Source organism: Streptomyces sp. NPDC090106 (assembly GCF_044747265.1).
Taxonomy (GTDB): Bacteria; Actinomycetota; Actinomycetes; order Streptomycetales; family Streptomycetaceae; genus Streptomyces.
This window is the reverse complement of the sequence record NZ_JBIVDS010000013.1, coordinates 155,093-177,046: the sequence shown is the minus strand read 5'-3', so window position 1 is coordinate 177,046 and position 21,954 is coordinate 155,093. Positions and strand designations below refer to the sequence as shown.

The 21,954-nt window shown below is 71.9% G+C and carries 17 protein-coding genes and 1 tRNA gene; 13 read left to right on the top strand and 5 right to left on the bottom strand.

All coding sequences use genetic code 11. From position 1 onward, the window contains the following. The first annotated feature begins 14 nt into the window (after positions 1 to 14). The 4 genes from ACIPSE_RS35295 (at position 15) to ACIPSE_RS35280 (ending at position 5,289) form a co-directional block, all read left to right on the top strand. Positions 15 to 971, top strand: a complete 957-nt coding sequence (locus ACIPSE_RS35295; protein WP_401670961.1) for a carbohydrate ABC transporter permease — start codon at positions 15 to 17, stop codon at positions 969 to 971. Continuing rightward, positions 968 to 1,840 carry a carbohydrate ABC transporter permease gene (locus ACIPSE_RS35290; RefSeq protein WP_401670958.1) on the top strand — a complete coding sequence of 291 codons (873 nt, stop codon included), beginning with the start codon at positions 968 to 970 and terminating at the stop codon, positions 1,838 to 1,840. The genes ACIPSE_RS35295 and ACIPSE_RS35290 overlap by 4 nt, the downstream gene beginning before the upstream one ends. Before the next feature lie 11 nt (positions 1,841 to 1,851). Beyond that, on the top strand, positions 1,852 to 2,445 hold the full coding sequence (locus ACIPSE_RS35285; RefSeq protein ID WP_401670955.1) for a hypothetical protein: 594 nt from the start codon (positions 1,852 to 1,854) through the stop codon (positions 2,443 to 2,445). Positions 2,446 to 2,547: 102 nt separating this feature from the next. After that, positions 2,548 to 5,289, top strand: a complete 2,742-nt coding sequence (locus tag ACIPSE_RS35280; protein ID WP_401670953.1) for a Tat pathway signal sequence domain protein — start codon at positions 2,548 to 2,550, stop codon at positions 5,287 to 5,289. A gap of 4 nt (positions 5,290 to 5,293) precedes the next feature. Here ACIPSE_RS35280 and ACIPSE_RS35275 read toward each other — a convergent pair whose 3' ends face one another. Continuing rightward, a complete protein-coding gene (locus ACIPSE_RS35275; RefSeq protein ID WP_401670950.1) occupies positions 5,294 to 7,609 on the bottom strand; it encodes an SCO7613 C-terminal domain-containing membrane protein in 2,316 nt (771 codons plus the stop codon). A 93-nt stretch (positions 7,610 to 7,702) separates the two neighbouring features. Here ACIPSE_RS35275 and ACIPSE_RS35270 point away from each other — a divergent pair, with 93 nt between their 5' ends. Continuing rightward, positions 7,703 to 8,149 carry an SRPBCC family protein gene (locus ACIPSE_RS35270; RefSeq protein WP_401670948.1) on the top strand — a complete coding sequence of 149 codons (447 nt, stop codon included), beginning with the start codon at positions 7,703 to 7,705 and terminating at the stop codon, positions 8,147 to 8,149. A gap of 39 nt (positions 8,150 to 8,188) precedes the next feature. After that, positions 8,189 to 8,260: transfer RNA gene (locus ACIPSE_RS35265), tRNA-Val, on the top strand. A 75-nt stretch (positions 8,261 to 8,335) separates the two neighbouring features. Here ACIPSE_RS35265 and ACIPSE_RS35260 read toward each other — a convergent pair. Next, entirely contained in the window at positions 8,336 to 9,061 is a 726-nt protein-coding gene (locus tag ACIPSE_RS35260) for a 3'-5' exonuclease (protein WP_401670945.1), read from the bottom strand. 168 nt (positions 9,062 to 9,229) lie between these two features. Between ACIPSE_RS35260 and ACIPSE_RS35255 the strand changes: the two genes are divergently transcribed. The 3 genes from ACIPSE_RS35255 to thrS all read left to right on the top strand — a co-directional run bounded on the left by ACIPSE_RS35255 (position 9,230) and on the right by thrS (position 13,121). Then, positions 9,230 to 9,796, top strand: coding sequence for a DUF4365 domain-containing protein (locus tag ACIPSE_RS35255; RefSeq protein WP_401670942.1), 567 nt, complete (start codon positions 9,230 to 9,232; stop codon positions 9,794 to 9,796). Next, positions 9,793 to 11,028, top strand: coding sequence for a hypothetical protein (locus tag ACIPSE_RS35250; RefSeq protein ID WP_401670939.1), 1,236 nt, complete (start codon positions 9,793 to 9,795; stop codon positions 11,026 to 11,028). Before ACIPSE_RS35255 ends, ACIPSE_RS35250 begins: the two co-directional genes overlap by 4 nt. 116 nt (positions 11,029 to 11,144) lie before the next feature. Continuing rightward, a complete protein-coding gene (gene thrS / locus ACIPSE_RS35245) occupies positions 11,145 to 13,121 on the top strand; it encodes a threonine--tRNA ligase (protein WP_401670936.1) in 1,977 nt (658 codons plus the stop codon). A gap of 39 nt (positions 13,122 to 13,160) precedes the next feature. Here the strand turns inward: thrS and ACIPSE_RS35240 are convergent, their stop codons facing one another. Beyond that, positions 13,161 to 13,817, bottom strand: a complete 657-nt coding sequence (locus ACIPSE_RS35240) for a potassium channel family protein (RefSeq protein ID WP_401670933.1) — start codon at positions 13,815 to 13,817, stop codon at positions 13,161 to 13,163. A 67-nt stretch (positions 13,818 to 13,884) separates the two neighbouring features. Between ACIPSE_RS35240 and ACIPSE_RS35235 the strand changes: the two genes are divergently transcribed. Continuing rightward, positions 13,885 to 14,445 carry an HIT family protein gene (locus tag ACIPSE_RS35235; protein WP_401670931.1) on the top strand — a complete coding sequence of 187 codons (561 nt, stop codon included), beginning with the start codon at positions 13,885 to 13,887 and terminating at the stop codon, positions 14,443 to 14,445. Between the two features lie 39 nt (positions 14,446 to 14,484). On the opposite strand, the gene ACIPSE_RS35230 is transcribed toward ACIPSE_RS35235, so the two are convergent. Beyond that, positions 14,485 to 16,152 carry a hypothetical protein gene (locus ACIPSE_RS35230; RefSeq protein WP_401670929.1) on the bottom strand — a complete coding sequence of 556 codons (1,668 nt, stop codon included), beginning with the start codon at positions 16,150 to 16,152 and terminating at the stop codon, positions 14,485 to 14,487. Between the two features lie 211 nt (positions 16,153 to 16,363). Beyond that, on the bottom strand, positions 16,364 to 18,559 hold the full coding sequence (locus ACIPSE_RS35225; protein ID WP_401670928.1) for an elongation factor G-like protein EF-G2: 2,196 nt from the start codon (positions 18,557 to 18,559) through the stop codon (positions 16,364 to 16,366). A 216-nt stretch (positions 18,560 to 18,775) separates the two neighbouring features. Here ACIPSE_RS35225 and pgsA point away from each other — a divergent pair, with 216 nt between their 5' ends. From pgsA to ACIPSE_RS35210, 3 genes are read left to right on the top strand one after another with little or no spacing between them, the layout of a single operon-like run. Beyond that, entirely contained in the window at positions 18,776 to 19,489 is a 714-nt protein-coding gene (gene pgsA, locus ACIPSE_RS35220) for a phosphatidylinositol phosphate synthase (protein ID WP_401671308.1), read from the top strand. Further along, on the top strand, positions 19,486 to 20,406 hold the full coding sequence (locus ACIPSE_RS35215) for a phosphatidylinositol mannoside acyltransferase (protein WP_401670926.1): 921 nt from the start codon (positions 19,486 to 19,488) through the stop codon (positions 20,404 to 20,406). The genes pgsA and ACIPSE_RS35215 overlap by 4 nt, the downstream gene beginning before the upstream one ends. Next, complete coding sequence (locus tag ACIPSE_RS35210; protein WP_401670924.1) at positions 20,403 to 21,578, top strand: glycosyltransferase family 4 protein; 1,176 nt, start codon at positions 20,403 to 20,405, stop codon at positions 21,576 to 21,578. The genes ACIPSE_RS35215 and ACIPSE_RS35210 overlap by 4 nt, the downstream gene beginning before the upstream one ends. The last annotated feature ends 376 nt before the right edge of the window (positions 21,579 to 21,954 follow it).

Below are 21,954 nucleotides of genomic sequence, written 5' to 3'. Positions count from 1 at the left end.
GGGGACGTACCACCATGACGCTCGTCAAGGAAGCGCCCGCGCGCCCGGCGAAGAAGCGGTCCGCCGCTCCTGTCGCCGGGCGGCGCGGGCGGCGCCGCGAGAACATCGCCGGCTATCTGTTCATGTCGCCGTGGATCGCGGGCTTCGTGCTGCTCACGGCGGGGCCCATGATCGCGTCGCTGTACTACGCGTTCACCAGCTACAACCTGTTCACGCCGCCCCAGTGGGTGGGCCTGGACAACTTCACGACGATGTTCCAGGACCCCCGCTGGCAGAAGTCGGTCGAGGTCACCCTGAAGTACGTCGTCGTGGCCACCCCGCTGAAGCTGCTCCTCGCGCTCGGTGTCGCGCTGCTGCTCGCGCAGAAGCGGCGCGGACAGGGCTGGTACCGGGCCGCGTTCTACATGCCCTCGCTGATCGGCGCCAGCGTCTCCGTCGGCTTCGTGTGGCGGGCGCTGTTCTCGGACGACGCGGTCGTGGACCGTACGCAGAAGATCTTCGGTGTCGACGTCGGCGGCTGGATCGGCAACCCGGACTACGTGCTGTACGCCCTGGTGGCGCTGAGCATCTGGCAGTTCGGCGCGCCGATGGTCATCTTCCTGGCCGGGCTCAAGCAGGTCCCCCGGGAGCTGTACGAGGCCGCCGAGGTGGACGGGGCCGGGCCGCTGCGCCGGTTCTGGAACATCACGCTGCCGATGATCTCCCCGGTGCTGTTCTTCAACGTGCTGCTGGAGTCCATCCACGCGTTCCAGGTGTTCGGCTCCGCCTATGTCGTCTCCGACACCCGGTGCGGGCCCGCCGACGCCACGCTCGTCTACACCTGCTACCTGTACCAGAAGGGCTTCAAGGAGGCCCAGATGGGCTTCGCCTCCGCGATGGCCTGGACGCTGGTGGTCGCGGTGGCGCTGGTCACGGCGGTCCTGTTCTGGTCGCAGAAGAAGTGGGTGCACTACGAGGAGGCCGCCAAGTGACCACCGCCACCAGCCCCGTCGCGCGCACCGCGAACGACCGGCGGCGCACCGGCTCGATCGTCTGGCACCTGGGCGCGCTCGCCGTGCTCGCCGTCGTCCTCTATCCGGTGGTCTGGGTGGTCGGCGCGGCGTTCAAGCCCGGCAAGGACATCATCGCCAGCCTCGACCTGCTGCCCGCCAAGCCGGTCTGGGACAACTTCTCCGGACTCGCCGACGGGATCTCCGGCATCTCCATCGGCACCTTCTTCTCCAACTCCCTGCTGTACGCGGGTCTCGCCGTAGTCGGCGTGGTGCTGTCCAGCTCGCTGACCGCGTACGCCTTCGCCAAGATCCGCTTCGCCGGGCGGAACCTGATGTTCACGCTGATGATCGGCACGCTGCTGCTGCCGTACCACGTGCTGCTCATCCCGCAGTACGTGCTGTTCCGCAAGCTGGAACTCGTCGACACGCTCGTGCCGTTGGTGGCCGGCAAGTTCCTGGCGGTGGAGGCGTTCTTCGTCTTCCTGATGGTCCAGTTCATGCGCGGGCTCCCGCGCGAGCTCGACGAGGCGGCGAAGCTCGACGGCTGCGGGCACCTGAGGACGTACTGGTCGATCGTGCTGCCGCTGTGCCGGCCCGCGCTCATCACCAGCGCGATCTTCACCTTCATCAACGCGTGGAACGACTTCATGGGGCCGTTGATCTACCTCAACACCCCTGACAAGTACACGGTGTCGCTCGGGCTGATGATGTTCCGCGACCAGGAGGGCATCTCCAACTACGGCAGCATGATCGCGATGTCGCTGGTGGCGCTGGTGCCGGTCGTCGCCTTCTTCATGGCCTTCCAGCGATATCTGATCGACGGTATGGCGACCTCCGGACTGAAGTGAGGCGGACGACCATGGCGCAAGCACGTGTGAAGGCCCGCAGGGCGTCCGTGTTCGGCGGTGAGCGGTTCGCGGTCTTCGCCGAGTGTCTGCTCACCGGCGTGTGGATCGCGGTGGCCTCGCTCGGCGTGGTCACCTACCCGGCCGCGTTCGCCGCCGGTGCCCGGCACCTGCGGCGCCGGACCGGGCAGGTGGACGGCGGCAGGCGGGAGTTCGTCGCGGACTTCCGTACGGCGCTGCGCCGCGGCTGGCTCGTCGGGCTCGCCGGATGGGCGGTGGCCGCCGCCGTGTACGTGGACGTCCAGGCCGCGCGCGCCGGGCTCCCCGGCGGCCCGCTCGTCGGTGCCGTCGGGCTGTTCGCCCTGTTCGGATGTGTCGTCGCCCTCCTGCGGGCGGCGGCGGTCTGGACGCCGGGCGCGTCCTGGCGGGCGCTGCTCGCGGCGGCCGGACGCCGGACCGTCCTCGACCCGGCCGGGTCGTTCCTGATCGTCGCCGGGCTGGCCGTCACCGCCCTGTCCGGCTGGTTCGTCGCCCCCCTGGCGGTTCCCGTCCTCGGCGCGGTCGCCGCGGCGGCCGTCGCCGTGGAGGAGCGGTACGCGCGCCGCTGACCCGCGGCGTCCCCCGACCGAGGCCGGCGCCCTGAGCGCCGCGCCTCTGCCTGTCATGCCCCTGTCCAGTCTGCACGGTAGAGAAGGAAAGGCTGACCACTCATGTCTCCCATCCCTCGCAGGTCCATCCTCAAGGCGGCGGCCGTCGCCGGAGCCGCCGCGCAGTTCAGCTGGGCGCTGGGCACCCAGGAGGCCGTCGCCGCGCCGAGAGCCGCCGAGGCCGCCGGCGCCGATCCCGTGACCCTGGACTGGCTGGAGGACGGCGGGCTCGGTGCCGCGCCCGGTACCACGCTCGGCGTGCCCTGGCCCAAGGGCGTCTACCAGGAGGACCAGACCTTCGCCCTCACGGACGCCGACGGCAAGGCCGTACCCGTGCAGTCCTGGCCGATCGCCTACTGGCCCGACGGCTCCCTCAAGTGGACCGCCCACTCGGTCAGTTCGGGCAACGGAAAGCTGACGCTGGGCGCGGGCGACGCCGCCGTACCGGAGAAGAAGGTCACCGTCGACAAGAGCGGCGGCACCATCGACGTGTCGACCGGCGTCATCACCGCGAGGATCGGCAAGTCCGGCGCCACCCTCATCAAGTCCGTCACCCGCGGCTCCACCGAGATCGCCAAGAACGGCAAGCTCGTCCTGATCCGCCAGCCCGAGGTCGAGGACGAGGACCAGGGCGCGGTCAGGACCGAGCGCTTCGACGGCGCGATCTCCGACGTCACCGTCGAACAGGACGGCCCGGTCCGCGCGGTCGTCCGCATCGACGGCAAGCACCGCAAGGGCAACCGGAGCTGGCTGCCGTTCTCGATCCGCCTCTACTTCTACGCGGGCGCCGAGTCCTTCCGCATGGTGCACACCATCACCTACGACGGCACCCAGGAACCCGGCAAGGCCAGCGGCGACTTCATCCGCGGGATCGGGGTCCGCTTCACCGTCCCGATGCGTGACGCGTCCTACGACCGGCACATCCGCATCGGCGGCGAGGGCACCGGTCTGCTCCGCGAGGCGGTCAAGGGCATCACCGGACTGCGCCGCGACCCCGGCGCCGCCGTCCAGGCGGCCCAGTACGCGGGGGAGAAGCTGCCCGACCCGTCCACCTGGGACCAGCGCGTCACCACCCGCCTCCAGTACATCCCCGAGTGGGGCGACTACACCCTCTCCCAGCTCTCCGCCGACGGCTTCACCCTGCGCAAGCGCACCAAGAAGGGCTACGGCTGGGTCGGCGCCGGCGGCGGCGGGCGCGCCTCCGGGTTCGGCTACGTCGGCGGCGTCAGCGGCGGACTCTCCTTCGGACTGCGCGACTTCTGGGAGAAGTTCCCCGCCCAGCTCGACATCCGCGACGCCCACACCGATGAGGCCGAGGTCACCCTGTGGCTCTGGTCGCCCGAGGCGCAGCCCATGGACCTGCGCTTCTACCACGACGGCATGGGCCAGGACACCTTCGCCGAACAGCTCGAAGGCCTCAACATCACCTACGAGGACTACGAGCCCGAGTTCGGCACCCCGTACGGCATCGCCCGCACCTCCGAACTCCTCTTCTGGGCCAACGAGTCCACGCCCGCCCCCTCCGTCCTCGCCGAACAGGTCGAGGCCGTCCGCGTGCTGCCGCAGCTCGCCGCACCGCCCAAGCAGCTCATCAAGGCGGGGGTGTTCGGCCCCGGCCTCTACTCCGAGCCCGACCGCTCCACCGCCGCCAAGGCGAAGATCGAGGACCACCTCGACTTCCTCTTCACCTACTACAAGGACCAGGTGGAGCAGCGCCGTTGGTACGGCTTCTGGGACTACGGCGACATCATGCACACCTACGACACCGTGCGCCACCAGTGGCGGTACGACATCGGCGGCTACGCCTGGGACAACTCCGAGCTCTCGCCCGACCTGTGGCTCTGGTTCGCGTACCTGCGCTCCGGCCGCTCCGACATCTTCCGCTTCGCCGAGGCCATGACCCGGCACACCGGCGAGGTCGACGTCTACCACCTGGGCCAGTGGGCCGGGCTGGGCACCCGGCACGGCGTCCAGCACTTCGCCGACAGCGCCAAGCAGCAGCGCATCGCCAACACCACCTACCGGCGCTACTACTACTTCCTCACCGCCGACGAACGCGTCGGCGACCTCATGCACGCCAACGTCGACTCCGACGAGACCTTCCTCGTCCTCGACCCGCTGCGCAAGATCCGCACCGAGCCCTACACGCCCGACCGGCACGCCCTGTCGATCGGCTTCGGCACCGACTGGAGCGGTCTCGTCTCCGCCTGGCTCACCGAGTGGGAGCGCAAGGGGCCCAAGTGGGAGAAGGCCAAGGCGCGCGTGCTGTCCACCATGGAGGGCATCGGCGCCCAGCCCAACGGCTTCGTCCAGGGCAGCGGCCTCTACGACCTCGACACGGGCGAGTTCGCCGTCGCCACGACCCCGGTCGTCGGCGTCTCGCACCTGTCCGCCGTCTTCGGCCTCAACGAACTGTGCGCCGAACTCATCGACCTCGTCGACATCCCGGAGTTCAACGAGGCGTACTACGACTACTGCCGCTACTTCAACGCCACCAAGACCGAGCAGGCGGCACGCTACGGCTCCAACTTCGGCACCCTGCTGCTGTTCCAGGGCCACTCGCGCCTCGACGCCTACACCGCCGTCAAGACCGGTGACGCGAAGCTCGCCACGCGCGCGTGGGACAAGTTCTACAACTCCGACGGCTACAAGGAGTCCGCGCCCTGGAAGACGGAGGAACTCAGCGGCCCGGTGACGCTGGTGGCAGGCAGTGAAGCAGCCTGGATCTCCACCAACGACACCGCGCTGTACGGCCTCGCCGCCATCGAGAACCTCGCCCTCCTCGGCGACAAGATGCCGTCGTAGCCCTTTAGTTCATCTTCCCCAGGGTCTCCCGCACCCGCCGGACGTCCCGGATGCGCTGCTCGTACGTCGCCCCGAGTGCGAGCAGCAGCAGTCCGGCGAGCGCGGGCAGCACCCAGCGGGGCAGCGCGTCGGTCACCTGGACGATGTACGGCGCGAGTTCGTGCAGCGCGTCCAGGCTCAGCACCGCGCCGCCGAGCAGCAGCGGCGCCTGGAGGTTGTGCCCGGCGCCGAGCAGCGTGACCGACAGCGCCGCCAGGCCCAGCAGCAGAGGCCGCGTCCAGTGCGGGTCGCCCCACGCCGCGCACAGGCTCGGCACCAGGGTGGCCGCGAGACCGAAGCCGTACGCCGTCCAGGACGACGCCCCCGGGTCACGGCGCCGGCGCAGATGGCCGACGACCAGCGCCGGGACCGACACCGGGACGGTGTACGCCTCCGGAGCCGTCACGTCCCACGCCGCCAGATACGCCCACGCGGCGAGGACGAACAGCGCCGCCGAGGCGTGTCCGACCGGGCGGCGGTCCGCGCGGACCGCCACACCCGCCGTGATCACCGCGCACACGGCCAGCACCAGGGCCAGCACCCGCAGGTCGCCCGCGGCCAGCCCGACGGCGAGCAGACCGGCGGCGGCGCCCGTCAGTTCCACGGCCGGGACGTTCACGCGTGCCGTGACGAGCGCCGCCGCCACCGGCACCGCCAGCACCAGCAGCGCGGTCCGCTCCGGCTCCCAGCCCGCCGCCGCGCCGGTCGCGCAGGCCAGCGCCGTCGCGGACACCAGGGACGCCGGGGCCGTGACCGGCGTGAGCCGCCAGGACACCGCCGCGAAGAACACCGTGAGCGCGCCGAGCGCCGTCAGGGTCGCCGACTGCGAGGCCAGCGCGGTGAAGGCCAGCACCGCGGAGGTGACGAGGGCGAGGACGGTCGAGGCCGGCTGCCCGTACGGCGACGCCAGCGTGACCGCGGTCAGCGCGCCCAGCGCCAGCAGGCCGGTGGTGAAGGGGAGTTCCAGCACCGCCGGGAGCGTCAGCGCGGCGGCCCACGCCAGCGTCAGCGCGCCGGTCAGCGCCCGGGGACGCCACTTTGCCCGCCGGACGGCCACCGCGAGCACGGCCGCCACCGCCACGAGCACCAGCGGAACCGTCGCCGCGTCCGGCGGCCAGGGAGCGTCCGCCGTGACCGCCTCACGGGCGTTCGCCGGCGCCCCCGACCAGGCGTGCCACGTCCAGGCCACCGGACCGAGCAGCGTGACCGCCACGACCGGCAGCGCCCCCACCAGGGCCAGCGCCTGCACGGCGGCCGACGCCACGGCGAACCCGCGCCGCACCTGCTCCGGCAGCCGCAGCACCGGCCGCAGCGCCGCCAACAGGGCGATGCCGAAGGCGAGATGGACCGGAGCCGCCCACATGCCCGGCAGAGCGGAGAGCGGCACCGCGCCGAGCGCGGCCACGGTCAGCAGCCCCGCGGCCGTCGCGAGCCCCACGGCGTGCCGGCCGCCCAGGCGCCAGGCGGCGGCCAGCGCGAGCGCCGCCGCGAAGAGGAGGAGCGCCGCCGCACGGGCGGCGGCGCCCGGGCCGGAGGCCGTCCAGGCCAGCACACCGGCCGTCCATGCGCCCGGGCCGCCCAGACCGTACGCGCCGACGGCGGCGAGCAGACGTACCGGCCGGGCGGACGCCCCGAGCGCCACCACTGTGTCGAACGCGGCCGTCACCAGGACGGCCGCCGTGACGCCGTACACGTCGGCGCCGAGCGCCCAGGCCGCGAAGAACAGCGGGAACTGGGCCATGGACAGCGCGGCGGGCCGCGGCAGCCGCAGCTCCGACACGCGCGGCAGCAGCCCGTACCCCGCCCACAGCGCCGCCAGCAGGGCGGTCGCCACGGCCGTGTACGTGTCGGCCTCGGCGTCCGGGAAGGCCAGGCTGTACAGCGCGATCGCGTCCAGCGCCGTCAGCGCCAGACCCAGGCCCGCCACCGCCTCCGCCGTCGAGCGCAGCCCGCGGCGCAGCAGGGCGACCGGGGCCGCGAGGGTCGCCGCGGTGACCCCGCCGAGCACCAGGGCCCGCCCGCCGATCCCCAACTCGCCCCAGCTCACCAGGGTGAACGCGGTCGCGGCGATGACCAGCAGGATCCCGCCGAGCATCAGCAGCACGTTCTGCACGCGCGGCGGAGTCGTCTCGGGGCGCGGCGGCCGGACCGGGGCCTGCGGCTGGAGAGCGGCGACCAGCCAGGCGCGGCGGTGCAGCAACTGGGCGCGGCGGGCGTCCAGTCGGAACAGCTCGGCGTCCAGGAGCCGCAGCTCCTCGGCCGGGGGCGGGATGTGCGTCATGTCTGGGAGTGTGGTCGGCGTCACCTCCGACGACATGAGTGCGGGTACTCAGACGCTACTCAGATTCGAGCCCGTGACCGACACACTCTCCCCATGGACTGGACGCACTACCGCTTCCGCACCGTCTGGCGGCTGCCCGCGCCGCCCGCCGCCGTGTACGCGGCCCTGGAGGACGCCGAGCGCTATCCCCGCTGGTGGCCCCAGGTCCGCGAGGTGCGGCCGATCGACGACACCACCGGGACGATCCGTATCCGCGCCGCCCTGCCCTACGAGCTCGCCTTCACCGCGCGCGAGGCGCGCCGCGATCCCGCGGCGGGCGTCCTGGAGATCGCCATGACCGGCGACCTGGAGGGCTGGGCGCGCTGGACCGTCGGCCCCGACGGCACGGGCACCGTCGCCCGCTACGACCAGGTCGTCGACGTGCGCAAGCCGCTGCTGAGGAGGCTCGCCGTGCCCGGCAGGCCCTTCTTCCGCGCCAACCACCGGCTCATGATGCGCTCCGGACGGCGAGGGCTGGCCGCGTACTTGGCGGCGGTTTGAACGAAGGGCGCCGGGGCCTGTATTGTTCAGTGCGTTCCCGGGCGATTAGCTCAGTGGGAGAGCGCTTCGTTCACACCGAAGAGGTCACTGGTTCGAACCCAGTATCGCCCACCGGGAGAAGGCCGGTCCGCAGCACGCGGACCGGCTTTTTTCATGCGCCCGGCGCTGTCCGCGCGGCGCGGGACGTCACGCCGCCGCCGGCAGGTCAGGACGCAGCGGCCACGCCGGGTCCACCGCCTCCTCGCTCCCGCTGCGCGCGAACCACGCCTGGAGGCCCCGCGCCTGAGCCGCGTGCCACACCGCCTGGAGCGTGTGCAGCTCACCGGGGCTGAGCCGCTCCATCCGGGCCGCGAACCGCCGCCCCACCGCCCGTACGACGTCCAGCGCGGCCAGCGCGTCCGCGCCCGCGTCGTGCGCGCCCTCCAGCGACACCTCGTAGTGCGCGCACAGATCGGTGAGCGTGCGACGGCCCTTGCGGTACCGGTCCAGATGCTTGTCCAGGACCCGCGGATCCAGGACCAGCAGCGGCGACGACTCGAACCAGCGGTCCAGCGACGAGGCGCGGTGGCGGCGCAGCTCGCGATCCAGGAGCGTGAGATCGAACGGGGCGTTCATCACCACCAACGGGCGCCCCGCGGAGGCCTGTTCGGCCAGATGCTCGGCTATCTCGTACACGCACGGCGCGGGCCAGCGCCCGTGGCGCTGGAGATGTCCGTCCGTCAGCCCGTGCACCGCCGTCGCCCCTTCGGGCACCGGCACGCCGGGGTTCACCAGCCACCGGGTGACCCGTGGCCGGGTCCCCGGGGCGTCCTGGACGACGACGGCGGCCGACACGATCCGGTCGGTCTCCACGTCGACGCCCGTCGTCTCCGTGTCGAAGGCGGCCAGAGGCCCCTCGTACCAGCTCGTCATACCTACACAACCCCTCGTTCACCACGGCAGACTGACGCACCGTCTTCTGCCTGTTTGGTGATACCCGGGCTGTTTGCGCCGTACGCCGGAAGGACACAACAGGAATGCGGGTCTTTGCAGTTCAGCGACTCGCGGTGCGAATTCCTCGAACGCGGAAGGCTGTTGGTCATGGCGATAGCGCAGCCCGAGCGGGGCGGGCTGCTGCCCGAACGCACGGGCCCCCATCGCGGCACACTCGCCACCACCGCCTGCATGGAGACCTTGCAGGTGGGCTATCTGCACGCCGTCGCGGCGGCGGCCGGCTGCTCGCTGTCCCAGCCCTTCCCGGACAACGGCATCGACTGGCACGTCAGCCACGGCTCGCCCGGACACACGGTCGACGACGAGGTCACCATCAAGGTGCAGCTCAAGGCCACCTACCAGGTCGCGCCGAACCCACCGGGACGGTTCTTCTCCTTCACGCTCGACAACGACCATCTGCGCAAGCTCGCGCGCACCCCGGTGTCCGTGCACAAGATCCTCGTGGTCATGCTCGTGCCCCGCTCCCCGGACGACTGGCTGCGCGCCAGCCACGACCGGCTCGACCTGAGGCACTGCTGCTACTGGCTCAACCTCGCCGGACACCCGGTCACGGGCCGCACCCGGACCACCGTGCGCATCCCGACCACCCGCATCTTCGACGACCGGGCGCTGTGCGAGATCATGACGCGCGTCGGGACCGGAGGCAGGCCATGACCCACCGCCCCACCGAGGACGTACTGCGCCCCGTGCGCCCGCACCCCGGCGACACCGACTGGGACCGCGCCCCCGAACCCGGCGAGGTCGACCCCGCCGTCCTCGGCGCGCTCCTGCACCGGCACGGCTGGCAGCGGCGCGGCGGCGCCCCCGGCCGCTACGGACGCTGGACCCCACCGGGACCGGGCACCGGCGGGACGAGCCTGCTGGTGCCCGAGAGCCGGGCCTTCCCCGACAGCGACGACCTGCTCGGCGAGGCGCTCGACGCCCTCGCCCGCAGCGGCACGCCCTCCGCGCGCGAGGTGCTCGTCGGGCTCGCCGTGCCCAGTGACGAGATCCGCTGGTGGCGCGACGTCCCCAGCGGCCCCGCCGGAGCCTCCCCCTGGACCGTCGAGGAACAACTGCGCGGCGCCGCCCGCCAGACCCTCCTCGCGGGCGCCCTCGCCACCCGCGCGCGGGCCGGGTACTACGGCGCCCGGCACCGGCGCGCCGCCGCCGCCCTGCTCGACGGCGTCCTCGTCGGCGCGGCCACCGCGGGGCGGCTCACCTCCTTCGTCCCCGTCGCCGCCGGACGCGCCCTCGCCGTCCGCCTCCACCAGGCCCTGTGCGCCACCCGCGAGGCCATCGACTACCAGCGGGCCACCGGTGGCATGGACGCCTTCGACGGCGCCGTCGAAGCGGGCGTCAGCCGCGAGCTCACCGAGGCGCTGGTCACCCTCGTGCGCGGCACCGAGGGCGCCCGTGTCGGCGTCGAGTGGGCACCCGCCGCAGGCGTGCCCGAGGGGTGCGCGGCCTCGGGGGAGCCCGTCGAGTTCTCGCCCGGCGACCTGCCCGTGCTGCGCGAGGCCGGGGCACGGTTCCTGCGCGACGAGCCGTCCGTGCCCGTCCGTGTCACCGGCACCGTCGTGCGGATGCGCCGCTCCGGGCCGCGCGGGGCGGGCAGCGTACGGCTGCGGGTCATCGCCGGTGCCGACATCCCGCACGTGCGGCTCACCCTCGACGAGGAGGCGTACCGCATCGCCGGGCACGCCCACCTGCTCGGGCTGCCGGTGCGCCTGACCGGGCGGCTGGAGAGCCGGGGCGGCTTCCGCCGGATCACCGGTGCCGGAGGGGTCGTACCGGTCCAGGTGGACGAGGCGGAGCGGGACCGGCTGATGAAGTCGATCCAGGAGCACGCGGCAAGGGGGGACTTCTTCGAGGAGGCCTGCGGCGAGGCATACGACGAGGACTGATCACGGGGGCCGTGAGGAGGGCTGATTTCGCCCTCCCCGGGTGCGGGTCGGTACGATCCCGTCATGCGCGCGCTCCTGGTATGGCGCCGCACCCCACCTTCAGTCAGGAGAAACCGGTGTCAGACGTCCGTGTGATCATCCAACGCGATTCCGAGCGGGAAGAGCGCACGGTGACGACGGGCACCACGGCCGCCGAGCTGTTCGCGGGCGAGCGCTCGGTCATCGCCGCGCGAGTGGGCGGCGAGCTGAAGGACCTGGCGTACGTCGTCGCCGACGGCGAGACGGTCGAGGGTGTCGAGATCTCCTCCGAGGACGGTCTGAACATCCTGCGCCACTCCGCCGCGCACGTCATGGCGCAGGCCGTGCAGGAGCTCTTCCCCGAGGCCAAGCTGGGCATCGGCCCGCCCGTCAAGGACGGCTTCTACTACGACTTCGACGTCGAGAAGCCGTTCACGCCGGAGGACCTCAAGGCCGTCGAGAAGAAGATGCAGGAGATCCAGAAGCGCGGGCAGCGGTTCGCCCGCCGCGTGGTCACCGACGAGGCCGCCCGCGAGGAGCTGGCCGACGAGCCGTACAAGCTGGAGCTGATCGGGCTCAAGGGCTCCGCGTCCAGCGACGACGGCGCGGACGTCGAGGTCGGCGCCGGTGAGCTGACGATCTACGACAACCTCGACGCCAAGACCGGCGACCTGTGCTGGAAGGACCTCTGCCGCGGTCCGCACCTGCCCTCGACCCGCGCGATCCCGGCGTTCAAGCTGATGCGCAACGCCGCCGCCTACTGGCGCGGCAGCGAGAAGAACCCGATGCTCCAGCGCATCTACGGCACCGCCTGGCCGTCCAAGGAGGAGCTCAAGGGCTACCTGGACTTCCTCGCCGAGGCCGAGAAGCGCGACCACCGCAAGCTGGGCTCCGAGCTCGACCTGTTCTCCATCCCGGAGCAGATCGGCTCCGGCCTCGCCGTCTTCCACCCCAAGGGCGGCATCGTCCGCCGGGTCATGGAGGACTACTCGCGCCGCCGGCACGAGGAGGAGGGCTACGAGTTCGTCTACACCCCGCACGCCACGAAGGGGAAGCTCTTCGAGACGTCCGGGCACCTGGACTGGTACGCCGACGGCATGTACCCGCCCATGCAGCTCGACGAGGGCGTGGACTACTACCTCAAGCCCATGAACTGCCCGATGCACAACCTGATCTTCGACGCGCGTGGCCGGTCCTACCGTGAACTGCCGCTGCGGCTCTTCGAGTTCGGCACCGTGTACCGGTACGAGAAGTCGGGCGTGGTGCACGGCCTCACGCGTGCCCGCGGCTTCACGCAGGACGACGCGCACATCTACTGCACCCGTGAGCAGATGTCGGAGGAGCTCGACAAGACGCTCACCTTCGTCCTCGGCCTGCTGCGCGACTACGGTCTGACCGACTTCTACCTGGAGCTGTCCACCAAGGACCCGGAGAAGTTCGTCGGCTCCGACGAGGTCTGGGAGGAGGCGACCGAAACGCTGCGCCAGGTCGCCGAGAAGCAGGGCCTGCCGCTGGTCCCCGACCCGGGCGGCGCCGCGTTCTACGGCCCGAAGATCTCCGTGCAGACCAAGGACGCCATCGGCCGCACCTGGCAGATGTCGACCATCCAGCTCGACTTCAACCTGCCCGAGCGCTTCGACCTGGAGTACACCGGCGCCGACGGGACCAAGCAGCGGCCGGTCATGATCCACCGCGCGCTGTTCGGTTCGATCGAGCGGTTCTTCGCCGTGCTCCTGGAGCACTACGCGGGCGCCTTCCCGGCGTGGCTCGCGCCGGTGCAGGCCGTGGGCATCCCGATCGGGGACGCGCACGTGGAGTACCTGGGCAGGTTCGCCGCCGCGGCGAAGAAGCAGGGCCTGCGGGTCGACGTGGACTCGTCCTCGGACCGGATGCAGAAGAAGATCCGCAACGCCCAGAAGCAGAAGGTGCCCTTCATGGTCATCGCGGGCGACGAGGACATGGCCGCGGGCTCGGTCTCCTTCCGCTACCGCGACGGCTCCCAGGAGAACGGCATCCCGTTCGACGAGGCCATCGCGAAGATCGCGAAGGTCGTCGAGGAGCGGGTCCAGGTCTGACCCGGCCCGCCGAACGGCTCCGAGAGGCCCCCGGGGGATTCACCTCCCCGGGGGCCTCTCGTCGTCCTCCCGCGAGAACACCTGGAGCAGCCAGGACGCGAACGTGCCGGTCACCGCGCCCAGCAGCGCCAGCCCGATGGCCATGATCCCGACGGCGATCAGGCGCCCCATGGGCGTGACGGGCGTGACGTCGCCGTAGCCGACGGTGGCGAGCGTGGCGCACGTCCACCACACGGCGTCGCCGAAGGTCAGCATCGTCGCCCCGGGGGCCCCGCGCTCCTCCTGGAAGACGGCGAGGGACCCGGCGAAGCCGAGCAGCGCGGTCGCCAGCCCCGCGTACACCATCACGCGCGCGTGCAGCGCCAGCCGGGGCCGTCCGTGCCGGCGCTGTACCGCCTCGTAGAGCCTGACGATCCGCAGCGGGCGCAGCAGCGGCAGGAGGAGGACCAGCGTGTCCAGCCAGTGGGTGCGGACGAACCGCGGCCCTTCCCCGCTCAGCCGCCAGCGCACCGCGTAGTCCGCGACGAACAGGGCCCAGGCGGCCAGCGTCACCGTCAGACAGAGGTCGTGCCAGCCCTCGGACAGGCCGTCGGCGAGCACGCGGACCGCGTACGAGGCGAGGAACAGGAGCGACGCCACGGCGAGCGGGACTTCGGTGCGCCGCTCCCAGCGGGCCTTGGTGCTGTCATCGTCCACCCGCCCAGCTTGGCCCGGCGGTGCGCCGCCGCAACCCCGCCGACACGCCCCGAACGGGCGAAGCCATATGCTGCACTGCATGACGAGTGAGCCGGAGCAGCAGTGGGGAGTGGGGACCCAGGACGCGTTCCAGCGTCTGTGGACGCCCCACCGGATGGCCTACATCCAGGGCGAGAACAAGCCGACCGGCCCGGGTGCCGACGACGGCTGCCCCTTCTGCTCGATCCCGGCGAAATCCGACGAGGACGGTCTGGTCGTCCGGCGCGGTGAGCACGTGTACGCGGTGCTCAACCTGTACCCGTACAACGGCGGCCATCTGATGGTGGTGCCCTACCGGCACGTGGCCGACTACACCGACCTGACGGACGCGGAGACGGTCGAGCTGGCCGCCCTCACCAAGCAGGCGATGACGGCGCTGCGCACGGCCTCCGGGGCGCACGGTTTCAACATCGGCATGAACCAGGGGTCGGTGGCCGGCGCCGGTATCGCCGCGCATCTGCACCAGCACATCGTCCCGCGCTGGGGCGGCGACACGAACTTCATGCCGGTCGTCGGCCACACGCGGGTGCTGCCGCAGCTCCTCGCGGACACGCGCAAGATGCTCGCGGAGGCGTGGCCCGCGGCCTGAGCCACGGGCCACGACCGGAGGCCGGACCTGGTACGGCGGCTACGCGTCGTACAGGTCGGCCTTGCGCGGGGACGGGTCCTGGACCGCGCCGCTGAGGAACGAGGAGCGGTTGCCGAACTTCTCCGTGTCGACGCCGTTCTCCTCCAGGACCTTGATGGCCGCCGCGTGCACCACGCGCAGCACGGGTGTCGCGGCGCGCATCGCGTCGTCGGCCATGAAGCGGTGCCGCCAGGGCTTGTCCGCCCAGACGTGCCGCAGGCCGAACGGCTCGGGCAGGGAGATGGTGCCGCCGAGCCAGTTCAGCAGCGGCGGGTACCAGGTCAGCGGAGCGCGCACGGCCAGCCGCACGACCTCCTGCGTGGTGATCAGCGGAAGCTGGACCGTCCGGTTCTCCCACGGCTTGTGCGCCTTCTGGACGGACTTCGTGGGGTTCGAGGGCTTGCCCTGGAACAGCCCGTTCACCGGGCCCAGCGCGTGTCCGGTGACCTCGATCCGCAGCGTCTCGTGCAGCACGGTGACGGTGATCATCATGGTGAGGATCAGCTGGCCGTCCCAGAGCACCCACTGCACGCCCAGGTAGTGCCGGTCGCCGCTGCCGAACTGCTGCTTGTTGCAGATGTCCTGTATCGAGTGGGTGCGGTGCCGGAACGCCTCGATGTCGGCGGACTGCTCGGTGCGGGAGACGCCCGAGGCGTTCTCCGCGATGGGCGTCACGATCCAGTGCTGTATGGACGCCTTGGGGAAGCCGCCGGTGTTGATGGTGTTGCGCTCCAGCATCCGCAGCCGGTCGTGGACGGCCCGGATCACGTCCCAGCTGCGGAACGGGTGGATCTCACGGCTCGGATCGGCGGGCCGAAGGTCCTCCGCGAGCTGCCAGCTGCCCCAGCGGGTGCCCATGCCCAGAATGCCCTTGGGACCGGCGTAGAACACCGAGTTGGACTGCTGCTCGGCGCTCAGCTTGGCCAGCGACTGCCGCTTCTGCTCGGCCTGCGTCTCCCCGGGGCTGCTCGGCACGGCCTCGGGCACCTGGGCGCCGACGCTGCTGCCCGAGAGCAGGCCGTCCCAGCGGGAGCGCAGGTCCTTCGTCGCGTTCAGGCAGATCTGCTTGGCCCAGAACCAGCCCAGCACCGGGACGACGACGCACGCGCGTGCGTACCAGCCCCAGAAGCCGGTGAAGGGCAGCTTGAGCAGGAAGATCACGGCGAGCACGCCCACACCGACGAGCAGGGCCGTGGCGAGCGCGGAGGCGCGCTTGTTGGGGTTCTTGTCGATGATGCCGCGCACCCAGAAGACCGTCAGCCACAGCAGCAGCCCGGGCAGGAACAGCAGCCCGCACAGCACCATGACCGCGCTCAGCCGCTTGTCCCGCTCCCGGCGCAGCCGGAAGGCCGCCAGGCAGTGGTCGACGACGATCTGGGGCTCCATGCCGAAGGACTGGATCAGCGGCTTGCGGCCCGGGCCGATCATCCGGTCGATCACCGCGCGGGAGAACGCCTCGCCGAGGTTGGGCTCGAAGAGGGTCCCGGCCCATGAGCGGCCCTTGTTGACCTTCGTCTGGTACCAGTCGCCGTCGGCGTCGGTGATCTTGTCGTACTTGTCGTCCCGATAGGCGACCGAGGCGAGCGCGAAGGTCGCCGTCTGGCTCTCGTCTCCGGTGCGGGGCACCTGAGGTCCGAAGACGCTCTCGTAGTTCGCATCAACGGTCATTCCGCCCCCGATCGCCGCCACTTCCCGCTCCTGCGGCTTTCCCGACTTGCTTGCTTCGCACACCTGTTGATCAGGTGATCAGCGTATCGCCAGCCACGGACGTTCGTCGGCGGACGGCACAAGCCGTCCGCCGACCCGGAGGGAAGCCTTCCGTACGGGCGTGTTGACGGACGCCCGGTTCCAAGTGCCGGGCGCCCGCCGCCACTTCGTCCTAGGAGTCCCCGGACTCCTCGCGGATCCGCTCCGCGAGCTGCGGCGGCATCGGTTCGTGCCGTGCGTAGGACCGGCTGAAGCGGGCCGTGCCGTGCGACAGGGACCGCAGGTCGACGGCGTACCGGCCGATCTCGATCTCCGGCACCTCGGCCCTGACGACCGTCCGGTTCCCGCTGGTCTGCTCGGTGCCCAGGACCCGGCCGCGCCGCCCGGACAGGTCGCTCATCACGGCGCCCACGTAGTCGTCGCCGACCAGGACGCTCACCTCGGCCACCGGCTCCAGCAGATGGATCCTCGCGTCCGCTGCCGCCTCCCGCAGCGCCAGCGCACCGGCTGTCTGGAACGCGGCGTCCGAGGAGTCCACGGAGTGCGCCTTGCCGTCGAGCAGGGTCACCCGGACGTCGATGAGCTGGTAACCGGCCGCGACTCCCTTGGCGGCCTGGGCCCTCACCCCCTTCTCGACCGACGGGATGAACTGCCGGGGCACCGCGCCGCCCACCACCTTGTCCACGAACTCGATGCCGGAACCGCCGGGCAGCGGCTCCACCTCGATCTCGCAGATCGCGTACTGGCCGTGGCCGCCGGACTGCTTCACATGCCGTCCGCGCCCGCCCGACCTGGCGGCGAACGTCTCCCGGAGGGAGACCTTGTGCGGGATGACGTCGACCTGGACGCCGTAACGGTGGCGCAGCCGTTCCAGCGCGACGTCCGCGTGCGCCTCGCCCAGGGCCCACAGGACGACCTGGTGGGTGTCCGGGTTCTGTTCGAGCCGCATGGTGGGGTCCTCGGCGACCAGCCGGGACAGCCCCTGGGAGAGCTTGTCCTCGTCCGCCTTGCTGTGCGCCCGGATGGCGAGCGGCAGCAGCGGGTCGGGCATCTGCCACGGCTCCATCAGGAGCGGGTCGTCCTTCGCGGAGAGGGTGTCGCCGGTCTCCGCGCGGCTGAGCTTCGCCACACACACCAGGTCGCCCGCGATGGCGTGGGTCACCGGACGCTGGTGCTTGCCGAACGGCGTCGACAGCGCGCCGACCCGCTCGTCCACGTCGTGGTCCTCGTGGCCCCGGTCGGCGAGCCCGTGCCCGGAGACGTGGACCGTCTCGTCGGGGCGCAGGGTGCCGGAGAAGACCCGGACCAGCGAGACCCGGCCCACGTACGGGTCGGAGGCCGTCTTGACGACCTCGGCGACCAGCGGGCCCTCGGTGTCGCACGCCTTGATCTCGCGCGGCCTGCCGTCGATCGTGGTGACGCCCGGGGTGGGGTGCTCGAACGGGGTCGGGAAGCCGCGCGTGATCAGCTCCAGCAACTCGACCGTGCCGATGCCCTGCTTGGCGCCCTCGGCCGCGGGGGCGGCGGCCAGCACGGGGTGGAACACGCCCCGCGCGACGGCCCGTTCGAGATCCTCGACGAGCGTCTTGACGTCGACGTCCTCACCGCCGAGATAGCGGTCCATGAGGGTCTCGTCCTCGCTCTCCGCGATGATCCCCTCGATGAGCCGGTTCCGGGCCTCCTCGATCTCCGGGAGCTGCTCCTCGGCCGGCTCGGACGCCTTGCGCTCCCCGGAGGAGTAGTCGAAGAGCTGCTGCGACAGCAGCCCGGTCAGCCCCGTCACGGGCGCGTGCCCGTCGGGCCCCTGGGGGCCGTGCAACGGCAGGTACAGCGGCAGCACCGCGTCGGGGTCGTCGCCGCCGAAGGCCCGCGCGCAGATCCCGGTCATCTCCTCGAAGTCGGCGCGCGCGGCCTCCAGGTGCGTGACCACGATCGCGCGCGGCATCCCGACCGCCGCGCACTCCTCCCACACCATGCGCGTCGAGCCGTCCACGCCGTCCGAGGCGGAGACGACGAAGAGGGCCGCGTCCGCCGCGCGCAGACCGGCCCTCAGCTCTCCTACGAAGTCGGCGTATCCGGGGGTGTCGAGCAGGTTGATCTTGATGCCGTCCCATTCGACGGGCACCAGGGACAGCTGCACCGAACGCTGCTGCCGGTGCTCGATCTCGTCGTAGTCGGAGACGGAGCCGCCGTCCTCCACGCGGCCCGCCCGGTTCACTGCCCCCGCGGTCAGCGCGAGGGCCTCCACCAACGTCGTCTTGCCCGATCCGGAGTGGCCGACCAGCACCACATTCCGTACGGACGCGGGGTGGTCGGCCGCTGTTGCCCTGCCGGCGGCTCCGGGGTGTGCGTTCGCCTTGTCGCCCATGGCCTTGCCTCCCGTGCACGGTGAGGTCACTGTGGGCGCGGACACGACCGGCCGCGTGCGGTGGCGGCTCCGGTGACGCCCGCGGTGCTTCGAGCTTTCCACTCCCGTCACGGTGCGTCCATACAGCGGACGCGATCCCGCCGTTACCCGTATGCCACGGGGACGTGACACGGGGCCCGGGTGCCCGGCGGTCGTACAAGCGCGCGCGTGGCTACGATGGGCCAGCCGGTGGCCAGCAGGGGCCGCGCGGCCACACCGACCCTCGGGAAGGCCATGCTGAACAAGTACGCGCGTGCATTCTTCACGCGTGTCCTCACACCGTTCGCCGCGTTTCTCATCCGCCGGGGAGTCAGCCCGGACACGGTCACGCTCCTCGGCACCGCCGGGGTGGTCGCGGGCGCGTTGGTCTTCTACCCCCGGGGCGAGTTCTTCTGGGGCACGATCGTGATCACGCTTTTCGTGTTCTCCGATCTCGTCGACGGCAACATGGCCCGTCAACTCGGCCGCTCCAGCCGGTGGGGCGCCTTCCTCGACTCCACCCTGGACCGCGTCGCCGACGGCGCGATCTTCGGCGGCTTCGCCCTCTGGTACGCGGGCAACGGCGACGACAACGTCCTGTGCGCCGTCTCGATCTTCTGCCTGGCCAGCGGCCAGGTCGTCTCCTACACCAAGGCGCGCGGCGAGTCGATCGGCCTGCCCGTCGCGGTCAACGGCCTCGTCGAGCGGGCCGAGCGGCTCGTGGTCTCGCTGGTCGCGGCCGGCCTCGCGGGCCTGCACGCGTTCGGCGTGCCCGGCATCCAGTACCTGCTGCCCGTCGCCCTGTGGGTCGTCGCGGTGGGCAGCCTGGTCACGCTGATCCAGCGGGTCGTCACCGTCCGCCGGGAGTCCGAGGAGGCGGAGGCCGCGGCCACGCGGGAGGCGGCGCAGTGACCCTCCGGGACCGGCTCACCGACTCGATGTACGGGCTCGGCTGGGGCGCCGTCAAGAAGCTCCCCGAACCCGTCGCCGTCCGCCTCGGACGGTCCATCGCCGACCTCGCCTGGAAGCGGCGCGGCAAGGGCGTGCGGCGCCTGGAGAGCAACTACGCGCGCGTGCTGCCCGACGCGAGCCCCGAGCGGCTGGCCGAACTGTCCCGCGCGGGCATGCGCTCCTACCTGCGCTACTGGATGGAGTCCTTCCGGCTGCCCGCCTGGAGCGCCGAACGCGTCAAGGCGGGCTTCGACCCCGAGGACGTCCACCACCTCACCGACGGCATCGCCTCCGACCGCGGTGTCATCCTGGCGCTGCCGCACATGGCCAACTGGGACCTCGCGGGCGCCTGGGTCACCACGAAGCTGGAGACCCCGTTCACGACCGTCGCCGAGCGCCTCAGGCCGGAATCCCTGTACGACCGGTTCGTCGCCTACCGCGAGGGCCTCGGCATGGAGGTCCTCCCGCACAGCGGCGGCACCGCCTTCGGCACCCTCGCCCGGCGGCTGCGCGACGGCGGCCTGGTCTGCCTGGTCGCCGAGCGCGACCTGTCGTCCTCCGGCGTCGAGGTCCAGTTCTTCGGCGAGGCCACCCGCATCCCCGCGGGTCCGGCCCTGCTCGCCCAGCAGACCGGCGCGCTGCTGCTGCCGGTGACCCTCTGGTACGACGACTCGCCCGTGATGCGGGGCCGGGTCCACCCGCCGATCGAGGTGCCCGAGGCAGGCACCCGCGCCGAAAAGACGTCTGTCATGGCACAGGCGCTGGCCGATGCCTTCGCCTCGGGGATCGCCGACCATCCGGAGGACTGGCACATGCTGCAGCGGCTGTGGCTCAAGGATCTCGATCCCGAGCGCTCTCCCGCCGGGGGGACCGCGTGAGGATCGGCATCGTCTGCCCGTACTCCTGGGACGTGCCGGGCGGCGTCCAGTTCCACATCCGGGATCTCGCCGAGTACTTCATCCGGCTCGGCCACGAGGTCTCCGTCCTCGCCCCGGCCGACGACGACACCCCGCTGCCGCCCTACGTCGTCTCGGCGGGCCGGGCCGTCCCGGTGCCGTACAACGGGTCGGTGGCCCGGCTCAACTTCGGCTTCCTGAGCGCCGCGCGGGTGCGCCGGTGGCTGCACGACGGCGCGTTCGACGTCGTCCACATCCACGAGCCGTCCTCGCCCTCGCTCGGCCTGCTGGCCTGCTGGGCCGCGCAGGGGCCGCTGGTGGCGACCTTCCACACCTCCAACCCGCGCTCCAAGGCGATGATCGCCGCGTACTCGATCCTCCAGGCCGCCCTGGAGAAGATCAGCGCGCGCATCGCGGTGAGCGAGTACGCCCGGCGCACCCTCGTGGAGCACCTGGGCGGGGACGCCGTCGTCATCCCCAACGGTGTCGACGTCGACTTCTTCGCCAAGGCCGAGCCGAGACCCGAGTGGCAGGGCGGGACGCTCGGCTTCGTCGGCCGGATCGACGAGCCCCGCAAGGGCCTGCCGGTGCTGATGAGGGCCCTGCCGAGGATCTTCGCGGAGCGCCCCGGCGCCAGGCTGCTGATCGCGGGCCGCGGCGATGAGGAGGAGGCCGTGCAGTCGCTGCCCGAGGAGCTGCGCTCACGCGTGGAGTTCCTCGGCATGGTCAGCGACGAGGACAAGGCCCGCTTCCTGCGCAGTGTCGACCTCTACATCGCGCCCAACACCGGCGGCGAGAGCTTCGGCATCATCCTCGTCGAGGCGATGTCCGCGGGCGCCCCCGTCCTCGCCTCCGACCTCGACGCGTTCGCGCAGGTCCTCGACCAGGGCGAGGCGGGCGAACTCTTCGCCAACGAGGACGCCGACGCGCTGGCCGACGCGGCCGTACGACTTCTCGGCGACCCCGAGCGCCTCGCCGAACTCCGCGCGCGCGGCAGCGCACACGTACGGCGCTTCGACTGGTCGGTCGTCGGCGCGGACATCCTCTCCGTCTACGAGACGGTCACCGCGGGCGCGGCGGCGGTCGCCGCGGCCGACGACGACCGCACCCCGGGCCCCGGCCTCCGGGCCCGCCTGGGCCTGGCCCGGGACTGAAGCCTCCGGGAGGCGGCACCGGCGGCATCGAGGCGACGCCGTTCGGCCGGTCGCGGGCGGTGCTCGGTCCGGTCCGCGGCTGGCGTGTCGGCCGCGGAGGCGGTCGCGGCGCCCGAGGCCGACCGGGGCGCGTGACCATGGCTGCGGGCCCGCGGGGCTGGCCGGGGACTGACGGGCCTGCCGTCTGCGCAGTGCGGCCGAGCCGACCGGTCGCGGGTGCCGATGGCGATCGGACTTGGGGGCGGGAGGGCGTGGGCTGTGATGTCCGGTCAGGCCCGCGTCTGAGGGCTCCTTGCGGGGGCCTGTGGTTGATGTGCGGGCGGCGGATGCGGCGGTGGTGCCGCGCCTGCCGACGACGGGTCTGGGGACCGGGGCT